Source organism: Kitasatospora sp. NPDC088346, assembly GCF_044740765.1.
Lineage (GTDB): Bacteria > Actinomycetota > Actinomycetes > Streptomycetales > Streptomycetaceae > Kitasatospora.
Genome location: NZ_JBIURH010000036.1, coordinates 1 through 13,932, shown reverse-complemented (window position 1 = coordinate 13,932; position 13,932 = coordinate 1). Strand labels below are relative to the sequence as shown.

General features: G+C 73.6%; 14 protein-coding genes. 2 read left to right on the top strand and 12 right to left on the bottom strand.

Annotated features, from left to right (window positions below; genetic code table 11):
• Positions 1 to 31: 31 nt before the first annotated feature.
• The 12 genes from serS to ACIOFR_RS31420 form a co-directional block, all read right to left on the bottom strand.
• Complete coding sequence (serS, locus tag ACIOFR_RS31475) at positions 32 to 1,306, bottom strand: serine--tRNA ligase (protein ID WP_401002641.1); 1,275 nt, start codon at positions 1,304 to 1,306, stop codon at positions 32 to 34.
• 27 nt (positions 1,307 to 1,333) lie between these two features.
• Positions 1,334 to 2,797, bottom strand: a complete 1,464-nt coding sequence (locus ACIOFR_RS31470; RefSeq protein ID WP_401002640.1) for an APC family permease — start codon at positions 2,795 to 2,797, stop codon at positions 1,334 to 1,336.
• 96 nt (positions 2,798 to 2,893) lie between these two features.
• Positions 2,894 to 4,114 carry a beta-ketoacyl-[acyl-carrier-protein] synthase family protein gene (locus ACIOFR_RS31465; protein ID WP_401002639.1) on the bottom strand — a complete coding sequence of 407 codons (1,221 nt, stop codon included), beginning with the start codon at positions 4,112 to 4,114 and terminating at the stop codon, positions 2,894 to 2,896.
• Complete coding sequence (locus ACIOFR_RS31460; RefSeq protein WP_371497184.1) at positions 4,114 to 4,344, bottom strand: acyl carrier protein; 231 nt, start codon at positions 4,342 to 4,344, stop codon at positions 4,114 to 4,116. Before ACIOFR_RS31460 ends, ACIOFR_RS31465 begins: the two co-directional genes overlap by 1 nt.
• 74 nt (positions 4,345 to 4,418) lie before the next feature.
• The gene (locus ACIOFR_RS31455) at positions 4,419 to 5,441 is read right to left on the bottom strand and encodes a beta-ketoacyl-ACP synthase III (protein ID WP_401002638.1); all 1,023 of its coding nucleotides are present in this window, start codon (positions 5,439 to 5,441) and stop codon (positions 4,419 to 4,421) included.
• On the bottom strand, positions 5,438 to 6,424 hold the full coding sequence (locus ACIOFR_RS31450) for a VlmB-like protein (RefSeq protein ID WP_401002637.1): 987 nt from the start codon (positions 6,422 to 6,424) through the stop codon (positions 5,438 to 5,440). The genes ACIOFR_RS31455 and ACIOFR_RS31450 overlap by 4 nt, the downstream gene beginning before the upstream one ends.
• Positions 6,425 to 6,456: 32 nt before the next feature.
• A complete protein-coding gene (locus tag ACIOFR_RS31445; RefSeq protein WP_401002636.1) occupies positions 6,457 to 6,984 on the bottom strand; it encodes a flavin reductase family protein in 528 nt (175 codons plus the stop codon).
• Positions 6,981 to 7,544, bottom strand: a complete 564-nt coding sequence (locus ACIOFR_RS31440; RefSeq protein WP_401002635.1) for a hypothetical protein — start codon at positions 7,542 to 7,544, stop codon at positions 6,981 to 6,983. The genes ACIOFR_RS31445 and ACIOFR_RS31440 overlap by 4 nt, the downstream gene beginning before the upstream one ends.
• 27 nt (positions 7,545 to 7,571) lie before the next feature.
• A complete protein-coding gene (locus ACIOFR_RS31435) occupies positions 7,572 to 8,054 on the bottom strand; it encodes a type II toxin-antitoxin system RatA family toxin (RefSeq protein ID WP_401002634.1) in 483 nt (160 codons plus the stop codon).
• A gap of 3 nt (positions 8,055 to 8,057) precedes the next feature.
• Positions 8,058 to 9,359: an aspartate aminotransferase family protein gene (locus tag ACIOFR_RS31430; protein ID WP_401002633.1), complete on the bottom strand. Its 1,302-nt coding sequence runs from the start codon at positions 9,357 to 9,359 to the stop codon at positions 8,058 to 8,060.
• Positions 9,360 to 9,391: 32 nt separating this feature from the next.
• On the bottom strand, positions 9,392 to 10,531 hold the full coding sequence (locus tag ACIOFR_RS31425; protein ID WP_401002632.1) for an acyl-CoA dehydrogenase: 1,140 nt from the start codon (positions 10,529 to 10,531) through the stop codon (positions 9,392 to 9,394).
• A gap of 96 nt (positions 10,532 to 10,627) precedes the next feature.
• Positions 10,628 to 12,283 (bottom strand): aldehyde dehydrogenase family protein, encoded by a 1,656-nt coding sequence (locus ACIOFR_RS31420; RefSeq protein WP_401002631.1) that lies wholly within the window; start codon positions 12,281 to 12,283, stop codon positions 10,628 to 10,630.
• 290 nt (positions 12,284 to 12,573) lie between these two features.
• Here ACIOFR_RS31420 and ACIOFR_RS31415 point away from each other — a divergent pair, with 290 nt between their 5' ends.
• Both ACIOFR_RS31415 and ACIOFR_RS31410 read left to right on the top strand, forming a co-directional pair.
• Positions 12,574 to 13,578, top strand: a complete 1,005-nt coding sequence (locus tag ACIOFR_RS31415; protein ID WP_401002630.1) for a DUF2156 domain-containing protein — start codon at positions 12,574 to 12,576, stop codon at positions 13,576 to 13,578.
• Between the two features lie 53 nt (positions 13,579 to 13,631).
• Entirely contained in the window at positions 13,632 to 13,793 is a 162-nt protein-coding gene (locus ACIOFR_RS31410; RefSeq protein WP_401002629.1) for a hypothetical protein, read from the top strand.
• Positions 13,794 to 13,932: the final 139 nt, after the last annotated feature.

Genomic DNA, 13,932 nt, shown 5'->3' with positions numbered 1-13,932 from the left:
ACGCCCCCGCGGGCGCCGCGCCGTCGGCCGTTCAGCGCTCGACCGCGCCACCGGGCAGGATCCGGCGGAAACCCGTGTACGGCACCAGCGCCTCGGGCAGCAGCACCGAGCCGTCCGGCTGCACGCCCTGTTCCAGCAGCGCGGCCACCGTCCGGCCGATCGGCAGCGCCGAGCCGTTCAGGGTGGCGGCCGGCAGCTTGCGGCCCTCGGCCGTCCGGTGCCGGATGCCGGCCCGGCGGGCCTGGAAGGCGCCGCAGTCCGACACCGAGGAGATCTCCCGGTAGGAGTCGCTGCCCGGCAGCCAGACCTCGATGTCGTAGGTCATCCGGGCCGAGAAGCCCATGTCCCCGGCGGGCAGCAGCACCACCCGGTAGGCGAGCTCCAGCCGGCGCAGGCACTCCTCCACCTGGCCGACCATCAGTTCGAGCTGCGCCGGGGCGTCGTCGAGGACGCAGATCCGCACCAGCTCCACCTTCTCGAACTGGTGCAGCCGCAGCACCCCGCGGGTGTCGCGCCCGTACGAGCCGGCCTCGGCGCGGTAGCACGGCGTGCGGGCGGTCATCGCGATCGGCAGGGCCCGGGTGTCCAGCAGCTCCCCGGCCACCAGGTTGGTGAGCGGCACCTCGGCGGTCGGGATCAGGAACAGCTCCCGACCGCCGACCGCGGTGGCGAACAACTCCTCCTGGAACTTGGGGAGCTGGCCGGTGCCGGTCATCGTCTCGCGGTTCACCAGGTGCGGCACCGCGTACTCGGTGTAGCCGTGCTCCTCGGTGTGCAGGTCCAGCAGGAACGACGCCAGGGCGCGCTCCAGCCGGGCCCCCGGCCCACGGCTGACACTGAACCGGGCGCCGGAGAGCGCGGCCGCCCGGGTCGCGTCCAGCACGCCGAGCGACTCGCCGAGGTCCGCATGGTGGCGGGCCGCCCCGGCCGCCGGACGCGGCGGCGGCCCGCCCCGGCGGACCTCCACCGCCTCCTTCTCGCTGTCCCCGTCCGGAACCGCGTCCAGCGGCAGGTTGGGGATGCCCAACAGGGCCTCCTCCAGCTCCAGTTCGGCGGCGCGCACGGCCGCCTCCGCCTGCTGCACCCGCTCCCGCAGTCGCCGCAGCTCCTCCCGGCCCTCCTCGGTCGGGCGCGGCCCGCGGGAGGCCCGCTTCAGCTCGCCGCGCAGCGCGGCCACCGCCTCCAGGCCCTCGCCGCGGCGCCGGTGCGCGGCCCCCAGCACCTCCAGGTCCAACCGGTACCGGCGCCGGGCGAGACGGCGCACCGCCTCCGGACCCAGCTCGATCAGCTCACGTACGTCGTGCACGGCACTCTCCTCGGGAGGCGGACGGGGTCAGCGGGTGGTGACCAGGTCGGGGACGCGGCGCGCGGCCGGCGCGGGAACGGCAGGCCGGGAACCGGTGAGGCGGACGTAGCGGCGCGGCCGGGCCGCGCGCAGCCACCAGCCGTACCCGAGGCCGGCCAGGCCGACCAGCGGAACGCTCCAGGGCAGCGCGGAGACCAGGGCGTTGTGCGTCCCGGTCAGCAGGTCGAAGTTGCCGACCACCAGCCAGACCGTGGCCGACAGGCCGGCCAGGCCCAGCAGCGGCGCCACCACGCCCTGCCAGCGGCCGGCCCGGACGCCCTTGCGGGCCAGCCCCAGCACCGCCAGCGCGGCCAGCGCCTGGAGCACCACGATGCCGAGCGTCCCCAGCCCCAGCATGCTGGTGGTCAGGTCCGCGTACGGGTCCAGGCCCGCGAGGGCGAAGCCGGTCACCACCAGCGCGCTCAGCACGCTCTGCACCACGCTGGCCCGGTGCGGGGAGGCGTGGCGGGGGTGCGCGGCGGCCAGGGCGCGCGGCAGCAGGCCGTCGCCGGCGAGCACCTGGGCGTACCGGTTGGCGGCGCTGTGCAGGGCCAGCGTGGCGGCGAACAGGCTGGTGCACAGCATGATCTGCAGCACCGTGGCGCCGCTGCCGCCCAGGTAGTCGGCGCCCAGCACGAAGAACAGGTCGCCCATCTGCTCCCCGGCGGTCTGCCGGACGGCGTCGCCGCCCAGCGCACCGACCGCCGCCCAGCTGGTGAGCGCGTAGAAGCCGGCGATCAGCAGCACGGCCACGTAGGTGGCGCGCGGCACGCTGCGCCGCGGGTCCTTCGCCTCCTGGCCGTACAGCGCCGCGGACTCGAAGCCGATGAAGGAGACGAACGCGAACATCAGCGAGACGCCCAGGCCGGGGCCGACCGCGGTGTGCGGGGCGAAGGAGTCCAGCGGCAGGGCCGAGGCACCGTGCCGCTGGAGGATCGCGGCGTCCAGCGCGGCGAGCACGCCGATCTCGCCGACCATCAGCACGGCCAGCAGCCGGGCGCTGACCGCGATGTCGCGGTAGCCCAGCACCGCGACGGCCGCCAGGCCGACGGCGGCGCACAGCTGCCAGGGCAGGTCCAGGCCGTGGGCGGCCAGCACCAGCTGGGTGAAGTAACCGAGCGCGCCGACCAGTCCGACGGTCGCGCAGTTGTAGGCGAGCAGCGCGACGAAGCCGCTGCCGACGGCCGGCGGGCGGCCGAGGCCGTCGGCGACGGAGGCGTAGAAGCCGCCCGCGCCGCCGGTCCGGCGGGCGCTCACCGCGTACCCGACCGAGAAGCACAGCAGGGTGATTCCGGCGAAGGCGAACGCGGCGGGGACGCCGGCGCCGGTGCCGATCGCGAAGGCCAGCGGGACGGTGCCGACCATGGCGGAGAGCGGGGCCGCGGCGGCGACGACGAGGAAGACGATGTGACCGGTGGTCAGGCGTCTGGAGGTCTGGGGTTCGGCGGTCATCGGGGCGCTCCAGGTGGAGGAGGGGAGGGATCCGGCGCGACGGGCCGAGGGCGGAGGGGGAGGCCTACCCGGGCCCGTCGCGCCGGTTTCGGCCGGTCAGGGTGCGGCGATCGCCAGCACCGCGTTCTGTCCGCCGAAGCCGAGGGAGTTGCTGAGGGCCAGGTCGATCGCGGTGCCGGTGCGCTCGGTGGCGACCTTGATCTCCAGCTCCGGGTCGAGGGTGTGCAGGTTGGCCGTGGGCGGCACCACCTGCTGTTCGATCGACAGCACGGTGAAGACCGCCTCGACCGCGCCCGCCGCGCCCAGCAGGTGGCCGGTGACGCCCTTGGTGGAGCTGACCAGCGGGTCGCCGGTCAGCGTCCGCCGGATCATCCGGGCCTCGGCCAGGTCGTTGAGCGGGGTGGCGGTGCCGTGCGCGTTCACGTACCGGACGTCGCCGGGAGCGGCTCCGGCGTCGGCGAGCGCGGTGCGCACGGCGCTCTCCACGCCGAGCCCCCGGGGGTGCGGCGAGGTCATGTGGTGGGCGTCGGCGGTGGCTCCGTACCCGGCGATCCGGGCCCGGACCCGGGCTCCCCTGGCCCGGGCGTCGGCGGCCCGTTCCAGGACCAGCACCCCGGCGCCCTCTCCCGCCACGAAGCCGTCGCGGTCCCGGTCGAACGGCCGGGAGGCCGTCGCCGGGTCGTCCTCGCGGCGGGAGAGGGCGCCCATCTGGGCGAAGCCGGCCATGACCAGTGGGGTGATCATGGCCTCGCTGCCCCCGGCCACGACGATGTCGCAGCGGTCCAGCAGGAGCAGGTCGCGGGCGGTGCCGACGGCGGTGGCACCGGAGGCGCAGGCGGTGGCGACCACCAGGTTGGGGCCGGTGGCGCCGAACTCGATCGCGGTCTGCCCGGCCAGCATGTTGGGCAGCTGCATCGGCAGCAGCAGCGGGGAGACCCGGGCCGGGGACTCCTCGACCAGCACCCGGTGCTGGGCCTCCACCGTCCCGGGACCGCCGTCGGCGCAGCCCAGCACCACGCCGACCCGCGCGCCGTCCCAGGTCCTCGGGTCCAGCCCGGCATCGGCGATCGCCTCGGCGGCCGCGACCAGGGCGAACTGGGTGAAGCGGTCCAGCCGGTGCGCCCGGCGGCCGCCCAGCAGCCGCCCGGCGTCCCAGTCGGGCACCCGGCAGGAGATCCGCACCGGGTTCCCCTCCAGCGCCGGGTCGAGCGCGGCGGTCGGGCGGCCGTCCAGGACCGCCGCCCAGCTCGCGGCGGTCCCGATCCCGGCCGGGGTGACCAGGCCGAGCCCGGTCACGGCGACGTCGATGCCGGCCATCAGACCCGTGCGCTCCGCTCTTCGATCAGGAGCGCCATCTCGCCGATGGTCTCGGCGTCCAGCAGCTCGTCGTCGCTGATCTCGATGCCGAGCTCCTTCTCCAGGACGAGGGAGAGCTCGACGACGGCGAGCGAGTCGAGCTCCACGTCCTCCTTGGTGGCCTCCGGGGTGACCTGCTCGGGCGTCACCTTGAGCTTGCTGACCAGGATCTCCTTGAGCGTTTCGAACATCGTGCTGTCCTTCCGGGACGTGGAACGCGGGACGGGTGTGCGGTGGGTCGGGTGCGCGGTGGGACGGGTGCGGCTCAGTGCGACGACAGGTCCGGCCAGGTGACCGTGGTGGCCCCCCAGGCCAGCCCGCCGCCGAAGGCGGTGAGCAGCACCCGGTGGCCGGGCCGCAGTTCGCCGCGCTCGGCGGCCTGGGCGAGCAGCAGCGGGATGGACGCGGCGCCGGTGTTCCCGACCCGCTCGATGTTGGAGAGCCGGCGCTCGACCGGGATGTCGAGCCGTTCGGCCACCGCCTGGAGGATCCGGGCGTTGGCCTGGTGCGCGGCGAAGCGGTCGAGGTGGCCGATCTCCCAGCCGGCCGTGCCGACGGCCTGGAGGGAGGCCTCGGTCATCCGCTCCACCGCGTGCCGGTAGGTGGCGCGGCCGGCCATCTGGAAGTACTCGTCGCCGGGTTGCGCCGTCCGCCGCTCGGACCGGTGGCGCGAGCCGCCGCCGGGGACGGTGATCAGCTCGGCGTTGTCGCCGTCGCTGCCCAGGACGATCGGGCCGATCGCACCGGGCTCGTCGGCCGTGCCGGCCCGCAGCACCACGGCGCCGGCGCCGTCGGCGAAGATCACCGCGGTGGAGCGGTCGGCCGGGTCGATGATGGTGGTGAACGCGTCGGCGGCGATCAGCAGCACCCGCTCGGCGAGCCCCGAGGCGATCAGGCCCGCCGCGGTCGCCAGCCCGTACAGGAACCCGGTGCAGACCGCCGAGACGTCGAAGGCGGCCACCCCGCCGAGCCCGAGCCGGGCGGCGACCGCCGGGGCGGTGGCCGGGCACAGGTGGTCGGGGGTGGTGGTGGCCAGCACGACGGCGTCGACCTGGGAGTCGTCGGCCGACTTCAGGGCCCGGCGGCCGGCCTCCACCGCGAGGTCGGAGGTGGCGGTGCCGGGGGCGACCATGTGCCGGGTGGCGATGCCGGTCCGGGTGCGGATCCACTCGTCCGAGGTGTCCAGCCGGTTCACCAGGTCCCCGTTGGTCACCAGGTCCGGCGGGACGTAGGCGCCGATCCCGGCGACCACCGCGGCCCGGCCCGGGGGCGGTACGGCGGCGGTCATACCGCGTCACCCCGGTCGCCGGAGAGCACCTCGACCGGCAGGCCCATGTACGCCATCCGGGCCTCGGCCATCTCGTCGGTCCACTGCTCGGCCATCGCGTAGCGCTGCTCGGGGTCGGTGTCGAGCAGCCGGACGCCGGGCCAGACCTCGTAGTCGCCGATCAGGTCCGCGTGGTCGGCCATGCCCTGCTGGAAGAGCTCCTCGCGGTGGATCACGAACGGCTTGTCCGGGATCTCGTCCCAGAGCTTCACGCCGGCCCGCAGGATCTCCAGCAGTCGCGGCCGGTACTCCGGGTGGGCGGCGACGTGGTCGCGCAGGATGGTGCTGGCCACGGTCAGGTGGCGGATCTCGTCGATCGCCGTGCCGCGGGAGATCTCGCCGGTGGCCGGGGAGAGCGGGGTCCACTTGCGCTCGCTCAGCTCGGCGGCCGGGGCGAGCACGCCCTCGATCACGATCGCGAAGACCGCCACCCCGCCGATGAAGTCGCCCTGGTCGCGGACGATGTCCAGGGTGAAGTCCTCGACCGGCTGGAGCACCGTGCGCCGGTACTCGGACGCCATCGCCTCGATGTCCCGCAGCACCGTCGCCTCGGGCAGCCCGAGTTCGACCAGGTGGTTGCGGAACACCCGGGCGTGCCGGGCCTCGTCGAGCAGCTGGGTGGCGTAGAACTCCAGCTCCGGGATGCCCGGGGCGATCGCCACGTAGTACGAGAGCAGCCGGGTGGCGATCTCCTCGGACAGGCCCCGGAAGCCGAACTCCAGGGTCAGCGCCTCGCGCAGCGGGCCGGGGCGCCTCAGGAACTCGGGGACCACGGCGCTCTCGTGGTGCCCGGTGACACCGCGCTCGCGAAGGGTGCCCTGCGCGACCTCGGTGATCCAGTAGGCCAGGTTGCACTGCTCCGGGCCGAGCGCGAGCTCCTTGGCTCCGTCCAGCAGTCCGGGAGCCCTGTCCCAGTCCGCCTCGGGTGCCACTGAACCGGTCATGTTCGTACTCCTCGCTAGGGGTGACGTGGGGATCAGGCGCCCGGGGCCGGCTGGAGGGCGCCGGCGAACAGGCCGCCGGCGAAGCTGAGCAGCGGGGCGCCCTCGCCGGTGGCCGCGTGCACCACCTGGCCGAGCAGCACCTCGTGGTCGCCGACCCGGACGCACTCGGTGACCCGGCAGGCGTAGTGCGCCAGGGCGCCGTCGAGCAGCGGGGCGTCCGCGTACGGCGCGGAGCTCCACGGCAGCCCGTCGAACTGCCGGGCGCCGTCCGGACGGGAGCTGTCGGCGAACCAGCGGGCCACCCCGCCCTGCCCGCCGCCGAGCACGTTGACCGCGAACCGGCCCTCGGCGACGGCGAGTTCGGCGAGCACCGAGCCGGACTTCAGGCAGGCGCCGAGGATCAGCGGGGTGAGCGAGACGGTGGTCACGGTGGACACCGTCGTGCCGTGCAGCCGTCCGCCGTGACTGACCGTCAGGACGGACACCGGCGAGGCGAGGTGGCGCAGCGCTCGGCGGCGCAGCTGCGCCGGGCTCGGGGCGGTCTCGACGGCGCTGGTCACCGGGAGACTCCCGGCAGGACCGGCTCCGGTGCGGCCTCTCCCCGGACGGACGGCCGGTGGACGGGCCGGACGTGGCCGACCGGGACCGGGTCGAAGGTGTGGCCGAGCGGCTTGGGGTGGGCGAGGCCCAGGTCGTCCAGCAGTCTCAGGTAGCCGGTCTGCCGGACGGGCTCGAAGGGCAGCGCGAAGGACTTCATGAAGTTGCCGAACAGGCCGCGGTCACCGAACAGGTGGAACGGGAGCACCAGCAGCGCCCACTCTGGCTTGACCAGCCAGCACCACAGGGCGGCGACCGCGCCCTGGGTGATCAGGCTGTGCATGACGTTGTAGGCGACGTAGTAGCCCTTGGCGATCGGCCGCCCGCCGGCCTTCTTGAAGGCGACGGCGCCCGGGATGTAGCCGATCAGGTCGATGTAGAGGAACAGCCCGACCGCCGGGAGCCACCGGATGTCGCCGAGGTGGGCGACGATCAGGCCGGTGGTGACCGCGAACGCCACCAGGTACTCGGCGCGGTGCAGCGAGTAGGTTCTCGGGGTCTCGAAGGGGTTTGCCTGGTCCATGGATTCAGCTCCTGGAGGGACGGGCGGTCAGCGGGCGGCCGGGGCCGGGGTGACGAGCTCGGTGTCGCCGACGATCCGGGTGCCGGCGAACAGGCCGGTGACGGCCCAGGCGACGGTCTCCCGGATGACCCGCTCGGCGATCGGGTCGAGGATGCCCTCCAGGCTGGGGATGCCGAAGTCGAAGTCGGCCTCGAAGTGCACGGTGACGTCGGCGCCGTCCTGCTCCAGCCGCCAGCTGCCGGTGAAGCTGTCGAAGTCGCCGTCGGTCTGCTCGAACCTGATCGTCAGCTCGTCCGGCAGGAAGGTGTCGGTCTCGGTCCAGCGCAGCAGGCCGCTGCGGAAGTGCAGCTCCCAGCTGGAGCTGCCGACCGGCTCGGGGAGGGTGGCGTGCACGGTGGTGGCCCGGACGTGCGGGGCCAGCTCCGGGTAGCGCTCCCAGTGCAGGACGGCCGCGTAGACGTCCTCGGCGCGCTCGGAGCTCACCACGGCGTCGAGTTCGACGTGTCGCATGGGTCAGTTACCGCCTTCCGGCATCGTGGCCGAGCCCGCGATCAGGTCGAGGGTGGCCTTGTGGAACGCGTCGAGCAGGTACTCGACGTCGGTGTCGCTCATGACGGCCGGCGGGGTGAAGCGCACCACCGAGCTGCCGTTCATCGAGTGGTTGGCGACCACGCCGTGGTTGAAGAGCTCGATCAGCAGCTCGCCGGCCAGCCCGGCCTCGACCAGCTCGACGCCGATCAGCAGGCCCTGGCCGCGGACGTCCACCACCAGGTCGGGGATGTTGCGGTGGGCGATCTCGGCGATCGCCGGCAGCAGCCGGGCGCCGAGGTCCTGCGAGCGGGTGACCAGCCGCTCCTCCTTGATCGCCTGGACGGCGCCCTGCACGGCCGCCATCAGCAGCGGCTGGCCGGAGAAGGTGGCGGTGTGGATGTACGGGTCCTTGTCGAAGGGCTTGAAGGCCTGCCGGGTGGCGATGGCCGCCGACACCGGCACCACGCCGCCGCCGAGCGCCTTGCCGGCCAGCAGCACGTCCGGCTGGACGCCCTCGACGTCGGCGCCCCACCACTCGCCGAGCCGGCCGAAGCCGGTCTGCACCTCGTCCAGGATCAGGAAGCCGTCGAACTCGCGGACCAGCTCCTCGACCCGCTTGAGGTAGCCCCTCGGCGGGATGATCACGCCGCCCTCGCCCTGCACCGGCTCGATGATCACGCAGACCTCGCCCGGGTGGGCGGCCAGCTCGGCGCGCAGCGCGTCCTCGTCGCCGTACGGCAGGTGCGTGACGTCCGGGATCAGCGGGCGGAACGGTGCCTGGTAGACCTCCTTGGCGGTGGCCGACAGGGCGCCCAGGGTCTTGCCGTGGTAGCCGCCGGTGAACGAGACGGTGCGCTTGCGCCCGTTCGCCCGGGCCAGCTTGAGGCCGGTCTCCACCGCCTCGGCGCCGGAGAGCGCGAAGTGCACCCGGTCCAGGCCGGGCGGCGTGATCGAGGTCAGCGCCTCGGCGGCGCGGGCGACGGTGGGCTCCAGCAGGATCCGGGTGGCGACCGGGTGGGTGTTCAGCTGGCGGGTGACGGCCTCGATGACCAGCGGGTGGCGGGCGCCCATGATGAACACCCCGTAGCCGCCGGCGTTCAGGAAGCGTTCGCCGTCGCTGGTGGTCAGCCAGGCTCCGGAGGACTCCACCTCCATGTGGCTGCCGAAGAGTTCGGCGAGGGTCGCCCGGCCCTTGCTGAGGTGCGCGCGGTACAGGTCGAGGATCTCGCCCTCGGTGTCCGCCGGCGGCAGGTCGATGCGGATGTCGTCGTCGATCAGGGTCACTTTTCCGAGCTCCTTCGCCAGGTGGCTGCCGGTCAGGACAGGTCGAGGGGGTCGCCGTTGAGGTACGCCAGCAGCGCTCCGGCGGCACTGGCCCGGGACGGCGGGTGGAAGGCCAGCGGGCGTACGGCGGTGGCCTGCCGGGAGTGGTCGCCGGAGCGGATGAAGTCCAGCCCGCCGAGCAGCTCCAGGGCCTGGTCGCTGGCGCGGTTCAGCGCCTCCTGCGCGGCGAACCGGGCGACCAGCACCTGGGCGACCGCCTCCTCGCCGCCGACGCCGTCGCGCACCGCGCGGGCGGTGCCCTCCAGCAGGGCGGCCGCGGACTCGACCCGGATCGCCGCGTCGGCCCGGTCGCCGGCACTGCCGCGCTCGCGCCGCAGCACCTCCTCGACCAGGGCGGAGGCGGCTCCGAGGTAGCCGGCCGAGATCAGCAGCTCGAACCAGACGAAGCCGGCGTTCTGCAGGTCCTCGATCCGGTGCGGGTCCTCCTCGGAGGTGCGGATCACCAGCTCCTCGGGCACGAACACGTCGGCCAGCTGGACCTCGTCGCTCTCGGCGGCGGCCAGCACCTCGTTGCCCCAGAAGGGGTGCACGCTGAGGCCGGGCGAGTCGGCGGGGATCAGGGCGAGCGCCAGTTCCGGGGTGCCGTCGGCGCCCGGCACCGCGATCGAGGCGGTCAGCAGGTTCATCGAACCGGCCAGGCTGCAGGGCTTCTTGGAGCCGTTCAGCCGGTAGCCGCCGACCGTGACGGCGGCGGTCACCGCCGGGGTCAGGATGTTCTGCTGGGTGCGGCCCTCGGCCCAGCCGGAGGCCATCAGCCGCTGCTCGGGGACGACGCTGTGCAGCAGCGACAGCTGCCGTTCGGTCAGCCGGCCGGTCTCGTCGGCCAGCGCGTACAGCATCGCGGCGGTGAAGTGGTGCATGGTCACCGCGGCGGCCAGCGAGGGCGACAGCGCGCCGAGCGCGCGCTGCACCCGGACGGCGTCCAGCGGGTCGGCGCCGTGGCCGCCGTAGGCGACCGGGACCAGCAGGGCGACGCCGTCGTGCGCCCGGAACAGGTCGATCACCGGGCTGTCGGCGGCCTCCCGCTCGGCGTACGGGATGTCGGCGAGGGCCTTCACCAGCCCGGGGTGGTACCGCTCACTGGTCGCGCGAGCGGTTTCGAGGGAGCGCATGGCAGGACAACCTCCAGCGGGGGTCGGACGGGGCGGGGCGCGGCGGCCGGTCGGCGCGCGGCGATCGGACGGGACGGTGCGGTCCGGCCGGACGGCTCAGGCGTCGAAGGTGCCGAAGACGGCCTCGATCGGGCTGACGTCGCGGGCGACGCTGACGCCCTGGATGTGCGAGGTCTTGAGCATCGGGTAGTTGGCCTCGCCGTAGACACCGCCGGTCAGACCGGTGCCGCCGTGGCTGGGCAGGTACGGCAGGAAGCCGATGTGCGAGTCGTTGATCTTCAGCAGGCCGCCGTTGGTGACCCGCTGCACGAAGGCGTTGATCACCCGCGCGGACTTCGCCCAGAGCGAGTTGCGCAGGCCGTACTCGTTGCTGTTGACGAAGTCGATGAAGCTGTCCAGCAGCTGGTCGTTGGGCGCCGCCTCGGGCACCACGATCGGCAGCAGCGGGAAGAAGGTCTCGTGCCGGACGACGTCGTGCTCGCGGGCGCCGGCCAGGCCGTTCACCCGGACCACGGTGGGCTGCAGGAACACCCCGGTCTCGGACGGCGTGCCGTCGACCTCGGTGCGCAGGCCGCCGGTGACCAGCTCGGCCCCCAGGTCCAGGGTCTGCTTCAGCAGCCCGAAGAACTTCTCGCTGCGGCGGACCGGGGAGAGCAGCACCTCCGGGTCCTCCGGGTAGCCCGGCCGGACGGTGGCGACCTGCTTCTTGACCTCCTCGATCAGCTCGTCGGCGATCGCGGGGTGCACCAGCACGTAGTTGGGCACCATGCAGATCTGGCCGGAGCCGTAGAAGGACTCCCGGATCGCCTCGGCCGCGTACGTGAGGTCCGCGCCCTCCCAGATGATGATGCCGTCGTTGCCGGCCAGCTCCAGGATCGGCTTCTTGCCGTGCGCGACGCACTGCTCCTGGAAGCGCAGGCCCTCCTGGCTGCCGCCGATGTAGAAGATGTCGTCGACCAGCGGGCTCCGCACCCAGCGGTCCAGCGTCTGCTTGGGGTTGCTGCACACCGCGTTCAGCACCCCGGGCGGGGCGCCGACCTCGTCCAGCAGCGGGGCGACCACGTCGCGCAGCACCCACATGGTGGACAGCGCGATCGAGCGCGGGGCGCGGACGACCACGGCGTTGCCCGCCATCAGCGCGAGCACCGCCAGCGCGGCGCTCGGTGCCGGGGCGTTCTGCGGCGGGTTGAAGCCGACCACGCCGTCGGGCTGCCGGCGGACGATCAGGCGGCGGCCGTTGTGGTCGAACTCGGTGTGCATCCGCTGGCGGTACCAGTCGATGCTCTCCTCGCTGTACACCTGCAACAGGCAGCTGAGCTCCCAGCGGGCCAGCTTCACCGGGTGCGCCTCGGAGACCAGCATGTCGACGAACTCGTCCTGGCGGCGCAGCAGTTCCTCGCGGAACAGGGTGCCCAGCCGCAGCCGGCGCTCCAGCGGGACGGCCGCCCAGCCGGGCGCGGCCGCGGCCGCGGCCTCGGTGGCGAGGTCGATCGCGGCGTCGCCGGCGATCGCGCAGCGGCCCACCACGTAGGGGTGCTGGGCGGCGTCCGAGTCCGGGTCCTGCTCCAGGGCGCGCTTCAGGCTGACGCTGGTGAACACGTCCTCCAGCAGCGACCGGGCGCTCACGGTGTAGACCCAGCCGTCGCCCTCCACGTCCTTTCCGGCGATGTACAGCGGGTAGCTGCTCAGCGGCTTTTCCCGGCCGCCGGAATTGCCGGGAAGAATCTCCGCCGCCGTTTCGTCAAGAAGCATCGTCTGGCCTTTCCGAAGGCACGGTCCATGTCCGAATCGACTTGATGGTGACAAGCGGGTCTGACCCGCGCCTGACGCGGGACTGATGCCGCGCTACCGGGCCGGTCCGGCCCCGAAACGCCCGGCACCCGACTCCCGGGGGAAGGCGGCCGGGCACCGTGTCAGCTTTTTCTGACAGCCCTCTGACGCCTTCCTGACGCCGCACCACAGGCTTTCTCCAGCCCTTTCCCACCGACAATTCCGAGTGCTGTACTTGCTGCACCGCCACCCGTCCGCGAAGGGAAATCCAGATGTCACCGTCCGCCGCGACCGCGACCGAGAGCCCGGTCCTGTCGGCCATCCGCGCCCACACCGGGTCGGAGAACCCGAGCTCGTTCCTCGCCCTCAACTCCGGCAACAGCGTCTTCACCACCCCCGGCGCGGACGGCGTCGCCGTCTACCGCCGCACCGGCCGGCACCTCGTCCAGTTCGGCGGCCCGTTCGTCGCGCCGGAGACCTACGACCTGCTCCTCGACGGCCTGGTCGACCACGCCCGGCAGGAGCAGCTCCAGCTGGTCGCCGTCCAGTTGCAGCGCTCCGACGCCGAGCGCTACGCCGCCCACGGCTTCACCGTCAACCAGATCGGCGCCTCCTGGGCCGTCCACCTGCCGGACTTCGGGCTGCGCGGCACCCGCTTCATGCAGCTGCGGAACAAGATCTCCCGAGCCTTCCGCAACGGCCTCCAGGTCACCGAGGTCGCGGCCGAGGACTGGCAGGACGGCATCGCGGAGATCGACGGCGCCTGGCTCGGTTCCAAGGGCGAGCACGCCCGCCAGCTGGAGTTCCTGGTCGGCCAGATCGGCGGCCCCGCGCAGGAGCACCGGCGGCTGTTCGTCGGCACCATCGACGGCGCACCGGTCGGCTACATCTCCTACTCCCCGGTGTACGGCGCCCGGGCCGGCTGGATGCACGACCTGAGCCGGCGCATCCCGGGCGGCTCCCCCGGCCTGATGGAGGCGATCAACTCCACCGCCGTCGAGGTGTTCCGCAGCGAGGGCGTCGAGTGGCTCCACTTCGGCTTCACCCCGTTCACCGGGCTCGGCCAGGAGAACGAACTGCCGGGCTACAGCCCGTCGTTCCAGTGGCTGATGCACTTCCTGTGGGCCGAGGGCGAGGCGATCTACCCGGCGCAGACCCAGCTCGCCTACAAGGAGAAGTGGGCGCCGGACGTGCTGCTGCCCGAGTACGTGGCGTTCCAGGGCCCGGCCTCGCTCGCCTCGTTCGCGCACATCTTCCGCGCCTGCAACGCCTTCTGACCCCCTCGCCCGCGACCACCGGCCCCACCCGGGGCCACCGGAGGAGCACACCCATGACCCAGCAGGATCCTTCCACCGACACGCTGAAGCAGTCGGTCGTGGAGTCGTTCATGGCCATCATCGGCGCCCCGGACGACCTGGAGACCGCCCGCGCGGCGGACGAGGCGGTCCGCGCCCTGGACGCCCGGCTGCTCACCGAGGCCGCCGCCGGCTGACCCTCCCCGCCCGCACACCGCACCGCACCGCACCGCACCCGACGGCGCCGCCCCCCGGGCCGGCCCCCCCCTGCCGCCCCCCCCCCCCCCCCCCCCCCCCCCCCCCCCCCCCCCCCCCCCCCCCCCCCCCGGGCCCCCC